Consider the following 17,759-nt stretch of genomic DNA (forward strand, 5'->3'; position numbering starts at 1 on the left):
GGGGAACGGCCGGGGGCGGCGCGTAGTGCCCTGCCCGCCCCCGCCGTGCCTACTCCTCCGTCAGCCGGCCAGTTCCTCGGCCAGCGCCCGCAGGGCCAGCCGGTAGGAGCCGATCCCGAAGCCGGCGACCGTGCCGGTCGCCACGGCCGCGACGACCGAGGTGTGCCGGAACTCCTCCCGGGTGTACGGGTTCGAGATGTGCACCTCGATCAGCGGGGCCGTCCGCTGCGCGGCCGCGTCCCGTATCCCGTACGAGTAGTGCGTGAACGCCCCGGGGTTGAGCACCACGGGAACCGAACCGTCCGCCGCCTCGTGGAGCCAGCGGATCATCTCGCCCTCGTCGTTGGTCTCCCGGACCTCGACGTCGAAGCCGAGCTCCTCGCCGAGGGTCCGGCAGGACTCGACGAGCCCCTTGTAGGAGGTGGCGCCGTAGATGTCGGGCTCGCGGGAGCCGAGCCGCCCGAGGTTCGGGCCGTTCAGCACCAGTACGGGTCGGCGGTCGGTCACACCGCCACCTCGCCGTACGCCGCGAACAGGACGGCCGGGTCGGGACCCTCCAGGACGGACGGCTTGCCGAGCCCGTCGAGCACGATGAAGCGCAGCAGGTCGCCGCGGGACTTCTTGTCCACCTTCATCGTCTCCAGGAGCTTGGGCCACTGGTCGCCGCGGTAGGTGAGCGGCAGGCCGACGGACTCCAGGACCGCGCGGTGCCGGTCGGCGGTGGCGTCGTCGAGCCGGCCGGCGAGCCGGCCCAGCTCGGCCGCGAACACCATGCCGACGGAGACGGCGGCGCCGTGCCGCCACTTGTACCGCTCGTTCTTCTCGATCGCGTGGGCCAGCGTGTGGCCGTAGTTGAGGATCTCGCGGCGGCCGGACTCCTTGAGGTCGCCGGAGACGACCTCCGCCTTGACCCGGATCGACCGCTCGATGAGCTCGGCGGTGTGCGGGCCCGCGGGCGTACGGGCCGCCTGCGGGTCCTCCTCGACGAGGTCCAGGATCACCGGGTCGGCGATGAAGCCGGTCTTGATGACCTCGGCCAGACCGCTGACGTAGTCGTGCACCGGCAGCGAGTCGAGCGCGGCGAGGTCGCAGATGACCCCGGCCGGCGGGTGGAAGGCGCCGACGAGGTTCTTGCCCTCGGCGGTGTTGATGCCCGTCTTGCCGCCGACACCCGCGTCGACCATGGCCAGGACCGTGGTCGGCACGGCGATCCAGCGGACGCCCCGCAGCCAGGTCGCGGCCACGAAGCCGGCCAGGTCGGTGGTCGCGCCGCCGCCGACGCCGATGATGACGTCGGTCCGGGTGAAACCGGTCTGGCCCAGCGCCTTCCAGCAGTAGGCGGCGACCTCGACGGTCTTCGCCTCCTCCGCGTTGGGCACCTGGATGGCGACGACCTCGTAGCCCTGGTCGGCGAGGTCGGCGCGGAGCGCCTCGCCGGTGTCGGCGAGCGCCTCCGGGTGGATCACGGCGACGCGCTTGGCCTGGGAGCCGATCAGGGCCGGGAGCTCGCCGAGCAGCTGCCGCCCGACCAGCACCTCGTACGGATCCGTGCCCGCGCTGCCCGCGACCTGGATACGGGTCACTTCCTGGTCCGTCGTCATGCGTCCTTCTTCAGATCCAGTGCCGAGAGGATCGCGTCCGCGACCTCTTCGGGAGTGCGGTCGTCGGTGGCGACGACGACCCGTGCGACTTCGGTGTAGAGCGGTCGGCGCGCCTCCATCAGCTCGCGCCACTGGCGGCGCGGGTTGACGGCGAGCAGCGGCCGCGCGGTGTTGAGGCCGACACGGCGGACCGCCTCGTCGACGTCCATCGAGAGGTACGCGACGGGCAGTCCGGAGAGCAGGGCGCGCGTGTCGGCGTCGAGGACCGCGCCGCCCCCGAGGGCGAGGATGCCCTCGTGCGTGGCGACCGCCTCGCGGACGGCGGCCCGCTCCAGGGCACGGAAGTGCTCCTCGCCGTCCTCGACGAAGATGTCGGAGATCTCGCGGCCTTCGGCGGCGACGATGTCGGCGTCCGTGTCCCGGTAGGGCGCGCCGAGCCGTTCGGCCAGGAGCGCGCCCACCGTGGACTTGCCGGAACCCATGGGCCCGACGAGGACGACCAGCGGTCCGGCGGTCACCGGATGTGCAGGTTGTCGAGGTACGACTGCACGTTGCGGCGGGTCTCCGGGACGCTGTCGCCGCCGAACTTCTCGACGACCGCGTCCGCGAGGACGAGCGCGACCATGGCCTCGGCGACGATGCCGGCGGCGGGGACGGCGCACACGTCGGAACGCTGGTGGTGGGCGGCCGTGGCCTCACCGGTGACGACGTCGATCGTGGCGAGCGCGCGCGGGACGGTCGCGATCGGCTTCATCGCGGCGCGGACGCGCAGCAGCTCGCCGGTGGTCAGACCGCCCTCGGTGCCGCCGGAGCGACCGGAGGTGCGCTTGATGCCGTCCTCGGTACGGACGATCTCGTCGTGGGCCTGGGAGCCGGGCACGCGGGCGAGGTCGAAGCCGTCGCCGACCTCGACGCCCTTGATGGCCTGGATTCCCATGAGCGCGGCGGCGAGCCGGGCGTCGAGACGACGGTCCCAGTGGACGTGCGAGCCGAGGCCGACGGGCACGCCGTAGGCGAGGACCTCCACCACTCCACCGAGGGTGTCGCCGTCCTTGTGGGCCTGGTCGATCTCGGCGACCATCGCCTTCGACGCGTCGGCGTCGAGGCAGCGGACCGGGTCGGCGTCGAGCTTCTCGACGTCGGCGGGGGTCGGGTAGACGCCGTACGGGGCCTTGGCGGCCGCCAGTTCGACGACGTGCGACACGATCTCGATGCCCGCGGTCTCCTTGATGAAGGAGCGGGCGATGGCGCCGAGCGCGACGCGGGCGGCGGTCTCCCGGGCGCTGGCGCGCTCCAGGATCGGGCGGGCCTCGTCGAAGCCGTACTTCTGCATCCCGGCGAGGTCGGCGTGGCCGGGCCGGGGGCGGGTCAGGGGCGCGTTGCGGCCCGTCTCCTTCAGCTCGGCCGGGTCGACGGGGTCGGCCGACATGACCTTCTCCCACTTGGGCCACTCGGTGTTGCCGACCATGACGGCGATCGGGGAGCCGAGGGAGAGCCCGTGGCGGACGCCGCCGAGGAAGGTGATCTCGTCCTGTTCGAACTTCATCCGGGCGCCGCGCCCATAGCCGAGGCGACGCCGCGCGAGGTGGTCCGCCACCAGCTCGGTGGTGACGGGGACGCCGGCGGGAAGACCCTCCAGCGTCGCGACCAGCGCGGGTCCGTGGGACTCCCCAGCGGTCAGCCAACGCAACCTGCTCAACGATGCTCCTCATGCTCGCGCCTGGGCACTGCGACGGCGCGGCCGGGTGCGCGGCCCTGGCCCGCCGCCCCCGATCCTCCCACGTCCGAAGGCCGAACCCGTCCCCCGGTCCAGCTGTCGGACGCCGGTCTCGCTCTCCGGGCCCTTTAGTGCGTCACCAGCGCCCGTTCGCCCGCCGCCCGCATCGCCGCGAGCGGCCCGGGCCGGATACCCGTCATCTGCTCGAACTGGAGGACGGCCTGGTGGACGAGGAGGTCGAGGCCGCCGACCACCTTTCCACCGCGGTCGGACCAGGCCGCGGCGAGCGCGGTCGGCCAGGGGTCGTACAGCACGTCGAAGAGGGTGCCCACCGTGTCGGGCACGGCGGTCGCCAGGGCGTTCGTGGCGCCGGCGGGGGTGGTCGCGATGACCAGCGGCGCGGCGAAGGCCTCGGCCGCGTCCTCCCAGGCGGCGGTACGGACGTCCACACCGAGCCGCTCGCCCCAGCCGCGCATCTCCTCGGCGCGGGCCTCGCTCCGTACGTACGCGGTGACCGGGCCCTCGCAGATCCGGGCGAGCGCGGCCAGCGCGGAGGAGGCGGTGGCGCCCGCGCCGAGGATCGCCGCGGACTCCACCTTCTCGACGCCCCGCTCGCTCAGGGCGGCGATCATGCCGGGGATGTCGGTGTTGTCGCCGACGCGGCGGCCGTCCTCGTGGAGGACGAGGGTGTTGACGGCCTCGACGGCCGCGGCCGTGTCGCTGATCTCGTCGAGCAGCGGGATGACCGCCCGCTTGAGCGGCATGGTCAGCGAGAACCCCGCCCAGCTGCCGTCCAGCCCGTCGACGAAGCCGGGCAGCCCGGCCTCGTCGACCTCGAAGCGGTCGTAGGACCAGTCGTCGAGACCCAGCTCCGCGTACGCGGCCCGGTGCAGGACCGGGGAGAGGGAGTGGGCGATCGGCGAACCGAGGACGGCCGCGCGGTGTTGCTTGCTCACTGACCCTGTTCCCGTTCCTTCTCGTACTCCGCGACGTTCTGGTTGTGTTCCTTGAGGGTCACGGAGAAGACGGTCTTGTTCTCGTTGATCGACACGAAGTAGTACCACGGACCGTCGGCCGGGCTCATCGCCGAGTTCAGCGCCTCGATGCCGGGGTTGCTGATGGGGCCGGGAATGAGGCCCTTCACGTCGTACGCGTACGTGTTGTACGGGTCCTTGATCTTGCGCATCTCCTCGACCGTGCCGACGTCCAGGGTGCTCGTGCCCCTGAAGTAGTTCACGGTCGAGTCGAACTCCAGACGGCCCACGGTCTCCACGTTGTTCGGCTTGAGCCGGTTGTAGACGACCCGCGCGACCTTGTCGAAGTCGTGCTTGTACTTGCCTTCGACCTGCACGAGGCTCGCGACGGTGAGCAGCTCCCAGGGCCCTTCCAGGCCGTGCTCCTTCGCCTTCGCGTCCAGGTCGAGCTTGGTGTACTCCGCGTTCGCGCGGGACACCATCTTGCGCAGGACTTCCTCGGGTTTCGCCGTCTTGGAGACCGGGTAGCTGGCCGGGAAGAGGAAGCCCTCCAGGGGGTCCTTGACGTCCTTGTGGTTCTTGGCCCAGTCGGGCAGGCCGAGGGAGTCCGCCTTCGCGCGGGCGATGCCCTTGGTCGTGCCTTCCTTGAGGTCGAGGCGCTTGTCGAGCTCGTTGTACACCCAGGTGTTGCGCTTGCCCTCGGGGATGACGAAGTTGGCCTGGCTCGCCGGGTTGAGCATGAGGGCGACCGCGCTCTCGGCCGACATCTCCTTCTTCAGCGTGTAGACGCCGGCCTGGATGGAGAGACCCTTGGGGTTCCGCTGCTGCGCGGAGACGAAGGCGTCGACGCTCTTGACGACGCCGGCCTTCTTGAGGATGTTGCCGATCTCGTAGCCGCCCGCGGACTTCGGGATCTCGATCTGGACGTCACCGCTGCCGCCACCCACGTAGTCGGGTGCCGCGCCGAACTCGCCCTGCCAGAACTGGTAGCCGAAGTAGCCGATGCCGCCGACGCCGCCGACCAGGACGAGCGCGACGACCAGGCAGGCCACGCCGTTCTTGCCCTTGCGTTTCTTCGCCTTGCTCCGGCGTTCGCGATCGCCACCGCGGGAACCGCGGCCGCGCGCCGGCTCCTCGTCGTACTCGTCCTCGGGGTCGTCCTCACCGGTGAAGAAGGGGTGCTGCTCCTCCTCCGGCTCCGGACGCGCCTCCTCCTCCGGCGCCCAGTCGATCACCGGCTCCGGCGGGTTCCGCCGACGGCCGGGAGGCTGGGGCGGGGGGTACGCCTCGGGGGTGCCGTAGAGGTCCGGGTTCTGACCGCCGTACGGATCGGCCGGGGGCGCGCCGTACGGCATCGCCGCCTGGCCGGTCTCCCAGGTGCTGTCGTACTGCTGTCCGAGGTGCCCGGGCGTGTCGTAACCGCCCGGGTACCCCGTCCCGTACTGCTGCTGATCCTGGTACTGATGCAGGTGCTGATGCTCCTGCTGCTGGTACTGCTGCTGCTCCTGCTGCGGGTAGTGCTGCTGATGCATCGGCTGCTGGTACTGCGGATCCACATAGCCCTGAGGCTGCTGCGGCTGCTGGTACTGCTGCTGCTGATGCTGTTGCTGCTGGTACGGGTCGCCCTCGTACCCCTGACCGCCGCCCTGACCGTACGGGCTCGCCTGCTGCGGGTGCTGGTACTGCTGCTGACCTTCCCACCCCTGGTCCCCGAACAACGGGTCCGTGGGGTGCCACGGTTCGGAGCCGGGGCTCCGGCCATACTCAGTCATCGATCCCCAAACAGCCGCGAGGCTTCCGGACGATCCGCCTCTACGTAGTGCGGCAGCTGTTCGAACACCGCCGCATCGCGCGGAACGTTACCGTATCGCGATCAGATGACCACTTCGACGCCCTCGCCGGGCGGATTACCTGATACCCGTTCGGACTCAAGAGCGTTCTGCAGGATGATCACAGCGGCGGCCTGGTCGATGACGGACCGCCCCTTCTTCGCCTTCACGCCGGAGGCCCGCAGCCCCTGCGTCGCGGTGACCGTCGTCATCCGTTCGTCCACGAGCCGGACCGGCACCGGGGCGATGCCCTTGGCCATCTCGCGGGCGAAGGCACGGACCTTGGTCGCGGCCGGGCCTTCCCGCCCGCTGAGCGAGCGGGGCAGGCCCACGATGACCTCGATGGGCTCGTACTCCTCGACGATCTGGCGGAGCCGCCGGTGGGCGGCCGGGACGTCGCGTCCCGGCACGGTCTCCACCGGCGTGGCGAGGACCCCGTCGGGGTCGCAGGAGGCGACCCCGATCCGGGCGTCCCCGACGTCGACCGCGATACGGCGGCCGCGACGCATCGTCACGCCGTCTCCGTCACGAGGCGCTCGACGGCGGCGATGGCGTCGCCGACGGCCTGCGGGTTCGTGCCGCCGCCCTGGGCGACGTCCGGCTTGCCGCCGCCTCCGCCACCGAGGGTCTTGGCGGCGGTGCGGACCAGCTCGCCGGCCTTGAGGCCACGCTCGCGGGCGGCCTCGTTGGTGGCGATGACCGTGAGCGGCTTGCCGTTGGCCGTGGTGAACAGGGCCACGACGGCCGGACGGCCGCCGGAGATGCGGCCACGGACGTCCAGGACCAGCTTGCGCAGGTCGTCCGCGGTGGTGCCGTCCGGGACCTGACCGGTCACCAGGGCGACGCCACGGACGTCCTGGGCGGAGTCGACGAGACCGGCGGCGGCCTGGAGGACCTTCTCCGCGCGGAACTTCTCGATCTCCTTCTCGGCGTCCTTCAGCTTGCCGAGCATGGCGGAGATCTTCTCCGGCAGCTCCTCGGGGCGGCCCTTGACGAGCTCCTGGAGCTGGGCGACGACCGTGTGCTCCTTGGCGAGGAAGTTGTACGCGTCGACGCCGACGAGGGCCTCGATGCGGCGCACGCCGGAGCCGATGGACGACTCGCCGAGCAGCTTCACCAGACCCAGCTGTGAGGTGTTGCGGACGTGCGTACCGCCGCACAGCTCCTTGGAGAAGTCGCCGATGGTGACGACGCGGACCTGCTCGCCGTACTTCTCGCCGAACTCGGCGATGGCGCCCTGGCGCTTGGCCTCGTCGATCGCCATGACCTCGGCGTGGACCTCCAGCTCGCGCGAGAGGATCTCGTTGATCTTCTGCTCGACATCGACGAGGACCGTGCCGGGGACGGCGTTCGGCGAACCGAAGTCGAAGCGGAAACGGCCGGGCTGGTTCTCGGAACCGGCCTGGGCGGCCGTCGGGCCGAGGGCGTCGCGCAGCGCCTGGTGGGTGAGGTGGGTGGCCGAGTGGGCGCGGGCGATGGCCGTCCGGCGCCGGACGTCGATGGTGGCGTAGGCGGTGGAGCCGACGGTCACCTCGCCGACCTGGACGGTGCCCTTGTGCACGGAGACGCCCGGGACCGGCTGCTGGACGTCACGGATCTCGATCACGGCGCCGCTGTGCAGCTTGATACGGCCCTGGTCGGCGATCTGACCGCCGCCCTCGGCGTAGAACGGGGTGCGGTCGAGGACGACCTCGACGTCGTCGCCCTCGGAGGCCGCCGGCGAGGAGACACCGTTGACGAGGAGACCCACGACCGTGGTCTCGCCCTCGGTGTTGGTGTAGCCGGTGAACTGGGTGGCGCCGTTGCCGTCGGCGATCTCCCGGTACGCGGTCATGTCGGCGTGACCGGTCTTCTTGGCCTTGGCGTCCGCCTTGGCGCGCTCCCGCTGCTCCTTCATCAGGCGGCGGAAGCCGTCCTCGTCCACGGAGAGGCCCTGCTCGGAGGCCATCTCCAGGGTGAGGTCGATCGGGAAGCCCCAGGTGTCGTGGAGCAGGAACGCCTTGTCGCCGGAGAGGATCGTGCCGCCGGCGGCCTTGGTCTCGGTGACGGCGGTGTCGAGGATGTTGGTGCCGCCCTTGAGGGCCTTCAGGAAGGCGGCCTCTTCGGCGAGGGCGACCGTCTCGATGCGCTTGCGGTCGGTGACCAGCTCCGGGTACTGCTCGCCCATCGTGTCGATCACGGTGTCCACGAGCTCCTGGACGACCGGGTCGGTGGCGCCGAGCAGGCGCATGTTGCGGACGGCGCGGCGCATGATGCGGCGCAGCACGTAGCCGCGGCCCTCGTTGCCGGGGGTGACGCCGTCGCCGATGAGCATCACGGACGTGCGCATGTGGTCGGCGACCACGCGGAGCGAGACGTCGCTCTCGTGGGCCTTGCCGTAGGCGACGCCGGTGAGCTCGGTGGCCTTGTCGATGACGACCTGGAGGGTGTCCGTCTCGTACATGTTCTGGACGCCCTGGAGGATCATCGCCAGGCGCTCCAGGCCGAGGCCCGTGTCGATGTTCTTCGACGGCAGCTCGCCGAGGATCGGGAAGTCGTCCTTGCCGGAGCCCTCACCGCGCTCGTACTGCATGAAGACCAGGTTCCAGATCTCCACGTACCGCTCGTCGTTGACGGCCGGGCCGCCCTCGACGCCGAACTCGGGGCCGCGGTCGTAGTTGATCTCGGAGCACGGGCCACAGGGACCGGGGACGCCCATCGACCAGTAGTTGTCCTTCTTGCCGAGGCGCTGGATGCGCTCGGCGGGGACGCCGACGACGTCGCGCCAGATCTGCTCGGCCTCGTCGTCCTCCTGGTAGACGGTGATCCAGAGCTTCTCCGGCTCAAGCCCGTAGCCGCCGTGCTCCACCGAGGAGGTCAGCAGCTCCCAGGCGAGCTTGATGGCGCCTTCCTTGAAGTAGTCGCCGAAGGAGAAGTTGCCGCACATCTGGAAGAACGTGCCGTGGCGGGTGGTCTTGCCGACTTCCTCGATGTCGGGCGTCCGCACGCACTTCTGCACGCTGGAGGCGCGCGTGAAGGGCGGCTTGACCTCACCCAGGAAGTAGGGCTTGAAGGGCACCATGCCGGCGGGGACGAGCAGCAGAGTCGGGTCGTCCGCGATGAGCGACGCCGAAGGGACGACGGTGTGCCCGCGCTCCTCGAAGAAGCTCAGCCAGCGGCGGCGGATTTCAGCCGACTCCATCAGTGGTCCTCATTCCGGTTGTACGAGATCGTGGGGATTGAATACGTGGTGTGCGGGCGCTTGGTGGGATCGAGCGCGGCCCTGCGGCGCGGCGACGGAAGCTCGCGGTCCCGGTCGTCGTCGGCCGGCGCGGCGTCCAGGCCGAGTGCCTCGCCCAGTTCGACCTCCCGCTGGACCATGCCCGCCCTCACGTCGAGGGCGAAGTCCTTGAGCCGGTGCCCCGTCTCGACGGCCTTGTTCGCCGCCTGCGCGGCGAGGCTCTCGGGGGTCAGCTGTTTCAGCTTCCGGTTGACCTTGGCGGTGGCCCACACGCCGGCGGCTGCGCCGGCCGTGAACCAGAACGTGCGGCGGAACATGGCGGTCAGCCCTTCTGCTTCCGGCGCCGAGCGGACGGCACCGTACGGCCGACGATCACAGTACGGCGCGCGGTGGCCCGCGGCACGTCCTCACCGTCCCGGCTCCGGCCGAGCGCCTTCCGCACGCCGTAGCCGAACGCGGCCACCTTGACGAGCGGGCCGCCGAAGGTGGAGGCGACGGTGGAGGAGAGCGCGGACGCGTTGGAGGTGACCTCCTGGACGTCCGAGGCGATGGCGTCGACCCGGTCGAGCTGGGTCTGCGCGGAGCGCACGGTCGCGGAGGCGTCGGCGAGGAGGGGGACGGCCTGTTCGGTCACGTCCGCCACCAGCTTGGTGGTCGCCCTGAGCGTCTGGGCCAGCCTCACCAGCACCACGGCGAGGAAGGAGACCAGGATCGCCCAGAAGACGGCCACCAGGATCCCGGCAACCTCTCCACCGGTCACTCTGCACCGCTCTCTGCTGTCGTTGGGCCTTGCCAAAAGTAGTCCCCCGACCCTATCGCGCCCGGGCTGTCCTGCCGTACCGCATTACCGCCCGTGGGAAGGGAGTTACGGAAGTCGATTGTACGGAGCGCGCGCGGGTGAGTACGCTCCGTGTCCCATGCGACGGAGCAATCTCCCGGCCGAGCTGAACCGGTTCGTCGGACGGGCCGCCGAGCAGGCCGAACTGGCACGACTCCTGGGGGAGTCACGCCTCGTCACGGTCGTCGGGGTGGGTGGGGTCGGCAAGACGAGGCTCGCGCTGCGGGCGGCCGCGGAGGCGCAGAAACGCTACGGCGACGACGTGCGGCTCGCCGAGCTCGCGCCGCTGCGCGACCCCGACCTGGTGGAACACGCCCTGGTCGAGGCGCTCGGGCTGACCGACCACACGCTGAGGGCCCCGCGTGAGGTGCTGCTCGAGCACCTCGCCGAGCGGCGGCTCCTGCTGGTGCTCGACGGGTTCGAGCACCTGGTGGAGAGCTGCGCGCCGCTGGTACGGGAGCTCCTCGCGCACGCCCCCGGGCTGACCGTGCTCGCGGTCGGCCGGCGCCCGCTGCGGGTGGCGGGCGAGGCCGTGTTCACGCTGGCGCCGATGGCCGAGGAGGACGCGGTGACGCTGCTCGCCGAGCGGGCGGCGGAGGCGGGCGCGCCGGTCGTCCACGCACACGACTCCGTACGCGAGCTCTGCCGTCGGCTCGACGGCATTCCGCTCGCCCTCGAACTGGCGGCCGGGCGGCTGCCGCTCCTCTCCGTCGAGCAGATGCTGTGCCGTCTCGACGACCGCTTCCGGCTCCTCACGCTCGGCGCGCGCGGAGCGCTCCCCCGCCATCAGACCCTGCGCACGGCGATCGGCTGGAGCCACGAGCTGTGCACGCCGGAGGAGCGCCTGCTGTGGGCGCGGCTCTCGGTCTTCGCCGGGCCCTTCGACCTGGAGGCGGTGGAGTACGTGTGCGGCGGCCCCGAGCTGCCGTCGGACCGGATCCTGGATCTGCTCGGGGACCTGCTCGCGCAGTCGCTGGTGGCGCGGGAGGACACTCCCGCCGGTCCCGGCTACCGGATCCTGGACACGGTCGCCGCGTACGGGGCGGAGTGGCTGGCCGCGCTCGGCGACACGGAGCGGCTGCGCAGGCGTCACCGCGACTGGTACATGGGGCTCGCGACCTGGTGCGAGCTGGAGTGGTTCAGCCCGCGCCAGGCGGAGGTGGCGGCCAGGACTGACGCGGCGCTGCCGAATCTTCGGGCGGCGCTCGACCTGTGCCTGGAACTCCCGGAGGACGCGCACCTCGCCCAGCACCTGGCGGGCACGCTCTGGTTCGCCTGGGTGGGCTGCGGGCGGCTGTCGGAGGGCCGGCACTGGCTGGAGCGGGCGGTCGCGCTGGAGTCCGGGCACGAGGAGGCCCGGCTGAAGGCGCTGTGGGTGCTCGGCTACGTGTCGATCCTGCAGGGCGACGGTACGGCGGCGGTGGCGGCGCTCCACGAGTGCGGGGAGCGGGCCCGGGCGTCGCGGAACGCGCTGGCGGAGGCGTACGCGACGCATCGGATGGGCTGCCTCGCGCTGCTCTCGGACGACATGCCGCGGGCGGAGGAGCTGATCGGGCGGGCCCTGGATGCGTACCGGGAGCTCGGCGAGCTCAACAGCAACGTGCTGATGGGGCAGGTCGAGCTGGCGATGGCGCGGGCCTTCGGCGGCGATCTGGAGGGCGCGGTCGCGATCTGCCGTGAGGTGCGCGAGGTCTGCGAGGAGCGCGGCGAGCGCTGGACCCGGGCGTACGCGCTCTACGTGCTGGCGTTCTCGGCGTGGACCAGGGGCGCGTACGGGGAGGCGCGGAAGCTGCTCGCGGAGTGCGTCACGATCAACCACACCTTCCGTGACCTGGTCGGGCTCGTCCTCGCGATCGAGTTGCTCGCGCTGGTGACGATGAGCGAGGGCGATCCGGCGGAGGCGGCGGTGCTCCAGGGCGCGACGGTGCCGGTGTGGGACACGGTGGGCATCCGGCTCTTCGGCTCGGGTTCGTTCAACGGGCCGAGGACGCTGTGCGAGCAGCTGGCGGGTGAGGCGCTGGGTGCGGAGTCGTACGCGGCGGCGTTCCGCGCGGGGCGCGGCCTGTCCTTGGACGCGATGGTGGAGCGCGTGCTCGCGCGCCGTCTGGTTCCGGCCGACGGCGGCCCGGCGGGGGCCGTGGCCCACGCGGCCCCTCGGCCCTTCCGTACGGCCCGTTCGGCGGCGGTCCCGGGAACGCGGAAGCCCGCCGGCTCCCCCACCGGAAAGGGTGGGGAAGCGGCGGGCTGAACACCGCGGGGGTGGTACTACGTCCCCCGGCTGTCGCCGGGGGCCCGGATCAGCGGGCGTAGTACTCGACGACCAGCTGCTCGTCGCAGATGACCGGGATTTCCTTGCGGTTCGGGTCGCGGTCGAGGCGGAAGGCCAGGGCCTTCAGGTTGACCTGCAGGTAGCGCGGGGTCTCACCGTCGGCGGCGAAGCCACCCTCACGGGCGACCTCGAACAGCGGCTTGGTGCGGCTGCGCTCGCGGACCATCACGACGTCGTCGGGACGGACACGGAACGACGGCTTGTCGACCTTGCCACCGTTGACCTGGATGTGGCCGTGGACGACCATCTGGCGGGCCTGGTAGATGGTGCGGGCGATGCCCGAACGCAGGACCAGGGCGTCGAGGCGACGCTCGAGCTCGACGACCAGCGCCTCGCCCGTCTTGCCTTCGGCCTTCTTGGCGCGGTCGTAGGCGCGCGCCATCTGGCGCTCGCTGATGTCGTACTGGGCGCGCAGACGCTGCTTCTCGAGCAGACGGACCTTGTAGTCCGAGTTCTGCTTGCGGCCACGGCCGTGCTCGCCCGGCGGGTAGGGGCGGGCCTCGAAGTACTTGACAGCCTTCGGGGTCAGCGCGATGCCGAGGGCACGCGACTTCTTGACCTTGGGACGGGACTGGTTCGGCATGAACCAACCTCTCTACTGTGTACGAAACGGCTTCACCAGGGTTAGGGGAGGTCGCATCCGCAGCCGGGAAACCCGCCGGGTCCGTACGAGACGGACCTGTTGGGCAGCCGCTCCCAGGTCTGGGCACATACGTGCAGCACGCGAACGACCCACCGCCGTTCCCGGGATCCGGGTGGTGATGGGTGGCACGCGACACCTTCGAAGGTGCGCGACGCTCCTGGAAACCCCGCCCGAGGGCAGGGTCTCCGGCTGACTGTCCCGTTCTGGTGGCGCCGACCGGAGTCGGTCACGGGACGCAGCAATCCGCACCAGTGTACCGGGTCCGCGGGGCGCCCTCGCACAGGGGCCGGCGGACTCGGCGGCGGGCGGCCGGGGACTCCGCTACTCGTCGCCCCTCAGCCGCGTTCTGACCCGCTCCACCACGTCCGCGTAGCGGGCCTCCGCGCCGTACCGGGTGGGCTCGTAGTACCGGCGGCCGTGGATCGCGTCCGGGGCGTACTGCTGGGCCGCGATCCCGCCCGGCACGTCGTGTGGGTACACGTACCCCTGGGCGTGGCCCAGCTTGGCCGCGCCCTTGTAGTGGCCGTCGCGCAGATGCGGCGGGACCGAACCCGCGAGGCCGTTGCGCACATCCGCCAGGGCGGCGCCGATCGCGGTCGTCGCCGTGTTCGACTTCGGGGCCAGGGCCAGGGCGATGGTGGCGTGGCTCAGGGTGAGCGCTGCCTCCGGGAATCCGATCATGGCGACGGCCTGCGCGGCGGCGACGGCGATCGGCAGTGCGTTCGGATCGGCGAGGCCGATGTCCTCGCTCGCGGAGATCATCAGGCGTCGGGCGATGAAGCGCGGGTCCTCCCCCGCCTCGATCATCCGGGCCAGATAGTGCAGGGCGGCGTCCACGTCCGAGCCGCGGATCGACTTGATGAGCGCGCTGGCCACGTCGTAGTGCTGGTCGCCGTCCTTGTCGTACTTCACGGCCGCGCGGTCGACGGTCTCCTCGACCGTCTGGAGCGTGATCCCCGGCTCGCGCTTGGCGAGGGCGGCGCCGGCCGCCGCCTCCAGGGCGGTCAGGGCGCGCCGGGCATCGCCGCCGGCGACCCGGAGGAGGTGGGCCTCGGCGTCCTCCGGCAGGGTCACGGCGCCGCCGAGCCCCCGCTCGTCCGTGAGCGCGCGGGCGAGGAGGCCGCGCAGGTCGTCGTCGGTGAGCGGCTCCAGGGTGAGGAGCAGCGAGCGGGAGAGGAGCGGGGAGATCACCGAGAAGTAGGGATTCTCCGTGGTGGCGGCGATCAGCGTCACCCAGCGGTTCTCCACGGCGGGCAGGAGCGAGTCCTGCTGGGCCTTGGAGAAGCGGTGGATCTCGTCGAGGAAGAGGACCGTCTCCTTGCCGTAGCCGCCGACCGCGCGCCGGGCGCCGTCGATGACGGCCCGGACCTCCTTGACGCCCGCGGTGATCGCGGAGAGCTCCACGAACCGCTTGTCGGTCGCCTTCGAGACGACGTACGCGAGGGTCGTCTTCCCGATTCCGGGCGGGCCCCAGAGGATCACCGAGGAGGCGCCGGCCGGGCCTCCGTCGCCGTCCACGAGCCGGCGCAGCGGTGAGCCGGGCTTGAGCAGGTGCTGCTGGCCCACCACCTCGTCGAGGGTGCGGGGGCGCATCCGGACGGCCAGCGGGCTGCTGGACGGGTCCTTCTCCTGGCGGTCTTCGGCGGCTGCGGTAAAGAGGTCGGGCTCCACAGTCATGAAGCCTAGGTCACGCCGCTGACAGCGCTGCCACCGTCAGCTGGTCCAGAAGTCCCACCAGCGGGTCAGGATCAGCATCCCGATGATCCCGATGTGCAGGACGGGCAGGAGCCAGGTGAACTCGTCGAAGAAGGTCCTGAGGCCGCCGGGGGCGGGGATGACACCGCGCCGGACGTTGTGCGAGGTGACGTACCAGAACATGACGATGGTCGCGACCCAGGCAAGGCAGCACCACAGGCAGAGCGAGTTGATCTCGTACAGCGACTGGTACATGAGCCAGGTGCAGAAGCCGACGCCGAACAGCGTGCCGGCGTTGAGGCCGAGCCAGTACCAGCGGCGGTAGCGGGCGCCCGCGAGCAGGCCCACGCCGATCGCGATCACCATGGCGTACGTGACGAGCCCGAGCATCGGGTTGGGGAAGCCGAAGACCGACGCCTGCTCGCTCTTCATGATGTTGCCGCAGGAGACGATCGGGTTGAGGCTGCAGCCCGGCGTGAAGTTCGGGTCCTCCAGGAGCTTGATCTTGTCGATCGTGATGACCCAGGAGGCGAGCAGTCCGGCCGCTCCGGTGATCACGAGGAGCCACGAGAAGGCCCGGCCCGCCCCGATCGTGCCGCCGCCGTCCCGGTCGGACGCGACCTCGTCCACCGCTGCCTTCGCCATGTCACCTGTTCCCTCGCTCGCGGGCCTTGTGGGCACGGTCATTCTGCCGCACCGGGCCCCATGTCCACCGTTCGGTGGACATAAGGACAAGGGGACCCGGCCGTCGGACACACGCGGAGGGGCCCGGACCGCTCGACGCGGTCCGGGCCCCTCCGTGCGTACGGTCCGTCAGGCCAGCTTGGCGCGCACGGCGTCCAGCAGAGCGTCCACGGCGACGGACTGCTGCTCGCCGGACTCCATGTCCTTGAGCTGGACGACGCCCTCGGCGAGGTCACGCTCACCGGCGACGACGGCGAGACGGGCACCCGAGCGGTTGGCGTCCTTCATCGCGCCCTTGAGGCCCTTGCCTCCGAAGGAGAAGTCCGCGGCGATGCCCTCCCTGCGCAGCTCGGTGACCTTGCCGAAGAGGACGCGGCGCGCCTCGTCGCCGAGGGCCACCGCGAAGACGCTGGTGGCGGCGGGGATGTCGAGCGTGACGCCCTCCGCCTCCAGGGCGAGGACCGTGCGGTCGACGCCGAGCGCCCAGCCCACGGACGGCAGTGCGGGGCCGCCGATCATCTCGGAGAGGCCGTCGTAGCGGCCACCGCCGCCGACCGCCGACTGCGAGCCGAGACCGTCGTGGACGAACTCGAAGGTCGTGCGGGTGTAGTAGTCGAGGCCGCGCACCAGCTTGGCGTCGTCCTCGAAGACCACACCGGCCGCGCCGATCAGCTCGCGCACCTCCTCGTGGTACGCCTTGCACGCGTCGCACAGGTAGTCGCGCAGCAGCGGCGCGCCGACCAGCTGCTTCTGCACGGACTCGCGCTTGTCGTCGAGGACGCGCAGCGGGTTGATCTCCGCGCGGCGCAGGGTCTCCTCGTCGAGGTCGAGGCCGCGCAGGAAGGTCTGGAGCGCCTCGCGGTAGACGGGGCGGCACTCCTTGTCGCCGAGCGAGTTCAGCAGGATGCGGAAGTTCCGCAGGCCGAGCGAGCGGTACGCCTGGTCGGCGAGGATGATGAGCTCGGCGTCGAGCGCCGGGTCCTCGGCGCCGATCGCCTCGGCGCCCACCTGCGAGAAGTGGCGGTAGCGGCCCGCCTGGGCCCGCTCGTAGCGGTAGTACGAACCGGAGTACCAGAGCTTGACCGGCAGGTTGCCGAGCTTGTGCAGGTTGCCCTGGAGCGCCGCGCGCAGGACGGACGCGGTGCCCTCCGGCCGCAGCGCCAGCTCGTCGCCGCCCTTGGTCGTGAGGGTGTACATCTCCTTGGACACGATGTCGGTGGACTCGCCGACACCGCGGGAGAACAGCTTCACGTCCTCGAAGCCGGGGGTCTCGACGTAGCCGTAGCCGGAGTTGCGCAGCGGCGTGGAGATCGCCTCGCGCACCGCGAGGAAGGTCGCGGAGCGGGGCGGCAGGAGGTCGTACGTGCCCTTGGGGGCCTTGAAGGTGCTCACGTGAATCGTCACATTCCTCGTCGGGGAGCCTTCGTGCTCCCGAGGCCGGAGGCCACGTCCCGCAGATAGGGGTTCGTGGCGCGCTCCTGGCCGATGGTCGTCTGGGGACCGTGCCCCGAAAGCACCACGGTCGAGTTGTCGAGGGGCAGGCACACGCGGGCCAGCGATGCGAGCATCTCGTCCATGTCACCGCCGGGCAGGTCGGTGCGTCCGATGGAGCCGGCGAAGAGCAGATCCCCCGAGAAGAACACGGACGGGACGTCCGCGCTCTGGGGCATCCGGAAGGTCACCGACCCCTTGGTATGACCGGGCGCGTGGGCGACGGAGAAGTCCAGACCGGCGAGCTTCAGCTCGGCGCCGTCGGTGAGCTCCCGCACGTCGTCGGGCTCCCCCACGGTCAGCTCGCCCATGAGGGGCATCCCGATGGAGCGGCCGAGGGCCTTCTCCGGGTCGCTCATCATGTACCGGTCGGACGGGTGGATCCACGCGGGGACGTCATGGGCGCCGCACACCGGAACGACGGAGGCGACGTGGTCGATGTGTCCATGGGTGAGGACGACGGCGACGGGCTTGAGCCGATGCTTCTTGAGCGTCTCCTCGACTCCCTGGGCGGCCTGGTGGCCCGGGTCGATGATCACGCACTCCTCGCCTGCGGCGGGGGCGACCAGGTAACAGTTGGTCCCCCAGGCCCCGGCGGGGAACCCGGCAATCAGCACGTTCGTCCTTAGTTGTCGTCCGGCACAGGGCGCGGAAATCACGGGAAACACGGAATTCAGCAGATCAGAGCCTACCGGCGGTGCCGCTTCCACAGCCAACCCGTATACGGTACGGGCACAT

General features: G+C 71.1%; 16 protein-coding genes. 1 reads left to right on the forward strand and 15 read right to left on the reverse strand.

Annotated features, from left to right (window positions below):
• Nucleotides 1-60: 60 nt before the first annotated feature.
• The 10 genes from aroQ to OG580_RS05825 all read right to left on the reverse strand — a co-directional run bounded on the left by aroQ (nt 61) and on the right by OG580_RS05825 (nt 10,101).
• Nucleotides 61-507, reverse strand: a complete 447-nt coding sequence (gene aroQ / locus OG580_RS05780) for a type II 3-dehydroquinate dehydratase (protein WP_267042558.1) — start codon at nt 505-507, stop codon at nt 61-63.
• Nucleotides 504-1,601, reverse strand: a complete 1,098-nt coding sequence (gene aroB, locus OG580_RS05785) for a 3-dehydroquinate synthase (protein WP_267042559.1) — start codon at nt 1,599-1,601, stop codon at nt 504-506. The genes aroQ and aroB overlap by 4 nt, the downstream gene beginning before the upstream one ends.
• A complete protein-coding gene (locus tag OG580_RS05790; RefSeq protein ID WP_267042560.1) occupies nt 1,598-2,119 on the reverse strand; it encodes a shikimate kinase in 522 nt (173 codons plus the stop codon). Before OG580_RS05790 ends, aroB begins: the two co-directional genes overlap by 4 nt.
• Complete coding sequence (aroC, locus tag OG580_RS05795) at nt 2,116-3,300, reverse strand: chorismate synthase (RefSeq protein WP_267042561.1); 1,185 nt, start codon at nt 3,298-3,300, stop codon at nt 2,116-2,118. The genes OG580_RS05790 and aroC overlap by 4 nt, the downstream gene beginning before the upstream one ends.
• 146 nt (nt 3,301-3,446) lie before the next feature.
• Nucleotides 3,447-4,274, reverse strand: coding sequence for a shikimate dehydrogenase (locus OG580_RS05800; RefSeq protein ID WP_267042562.1), 828 nt, complete (start codon nt 4,272-4,274; stop codon nt 3,447-3,449).
• On the reverse strand, nt 4,271-6,064 hold the full coding sequence (gene mltG / locus OG580_RS05805; protein ID WP_267042563.1) for an endolytic transglycosylase MltG: 1,794 nt from the start codon (nt 6,062-6,064) through the stop codon (nt 4,271-4,273). The genes OG580_RS05800 and mltG overlap by 4 nt, the downstream gene beginning before the upstream one ends.
• A gap of 101 nt (nt 6,065-6,165) precedes the next feature.
• On the reverse strand, nt 6,166-6,630 hold the full coding sequence (gene ruvX / locus OG580_RS05810; protein WP_267047907.1) for a Holliday junction resolvase RuvX: 465 nt from the start codon (nt 6,628-6,630) through the stop codon (nt 6,166-6,168).
• 2 nt (nt 6,631-6,632) lie between these two features.
• Nucleotides 6,633-9,302, reverse strand: a complete 2,670-nt coding sequence (alaS, locus tag OG580_RS05815) for an alanine--tRNA ligase (RefSeq protein WP_267042564.1) — start codon at nt 9,300-9,302, stop codon at nt 6,633-6,635.
• Entirely contained in the window at nt 9,302-9,658 is a 357-nt protein-coding gene (locus tag OG580_RS05820; protein ID WP_267042565.1) for a hypothetical protein, read from the reverse strand. Before OG580_RS05820 ends, alaS begins: the two co-directional genes overlap by 1 nt.
• A gap of 5 nt (nt 9,659-9,663) precedes the next feature.
• A complete protein-coding gene (locus OG580_RS05825; protein WP_267042566.1) occupies nt 9,664-10,101 on the reverse strand; it encodes a DUF948 domain-containing protein in 438 nt (145 codons plus the stop codon).
• Between the two features lie 157 nt (nt 10,102-10,258).
• On the opposite strand from OG580_RS05825, the gene OG580_RS05830 reads away from it, so the two are divergent.
• Nucleotides 10,259-12,427, forward strand: a complete 2,169-nt coding sequence (locus OG580_RS05830; protein ID WP_267042567.1) for an AAA family ATPase — start codon at nt 10,259-10,261, stop codon at nt 12,425-12,427.
• Between the two features lie 49 nt (nt 12,428-12,476).
• On the opposite strand, the gene rpsD is transcribed toward OG580_RS05830, so the two are convergent.
• The 5 genes from rpsD to OG580_RS05855 form a co-directional block, all read right to left on the reverse strand.
• Nucleotides 12,477-13,091: a 30S ribosomal protein S4 gene (rpsD, locus tag OG580_RS05835; protein ID WP_024758279.1), complete on the reverse strand. Its 615-nt coding sequence runs from the start codon at nt 13,089-13,091 to the stop codon at nt 12,477-12,479.
• A gap of 381 nt (nt 13,092-13,472) precedes the next feature.
• Nucleotides 13,473-14,822 carry a replication-associated recombination protein A gene (locus OG580_RS05840; protein ID WP_267047908.1) on the reverse strand — a complete coding sequence of 450 codons (1,350 nt, stop codon included), beginning with the start codon at nt 14,820-14,822 and terminating at the stop codon, nt 13,473-13,475.
• A gap of 42 nt (nt 14,823-14,864) precedes the next feature.
• A complete protein-coding gene (locus OG580_RS05845; protein WP_267042568.1) occupies nt 14,865-15,491 on the reverse strand; it encodes a vitamin K epoxide reductase family protein in 627 nt (208 codons plus the stop codon).
• A gap of 168 nt (nt 15,492-15,659) precedes the next feature.
• On the reverse strand, nt 15,660-16,922 hold the full coding sequence (gene hisS / locus OG580_RS05850) for a histidine--tRNA ligase (protein WP_267042569.1): 1,263 nt from the start codon (nt 16,920-16,922) through the stop codon (nt 15,660-15,662).
• Nucleotides 16,923-16,930: 8 nt separating this feature from the next.
• A complete protein-coding gene (locus tag OG580_RS05855; RefSeq protein ID WP_267042570.1) occupies nt 16,931-17,638 on the reverse strand; it encodes an MBL fold metallo-hydrolase in 708 nt (235 codons plus the stop codon).
• Nucleotides 17,639-17,759: the final 121 nt, after the last annotated feature.

The organism is Streptomyces sp. NBC_00094 (genome assembly GCF_026343125.1).
Lineage (GTDB): Bacteria > Actinomycetota > Actinomycetes > Streptomycetales > Streptomycetaceae > Streptomyces.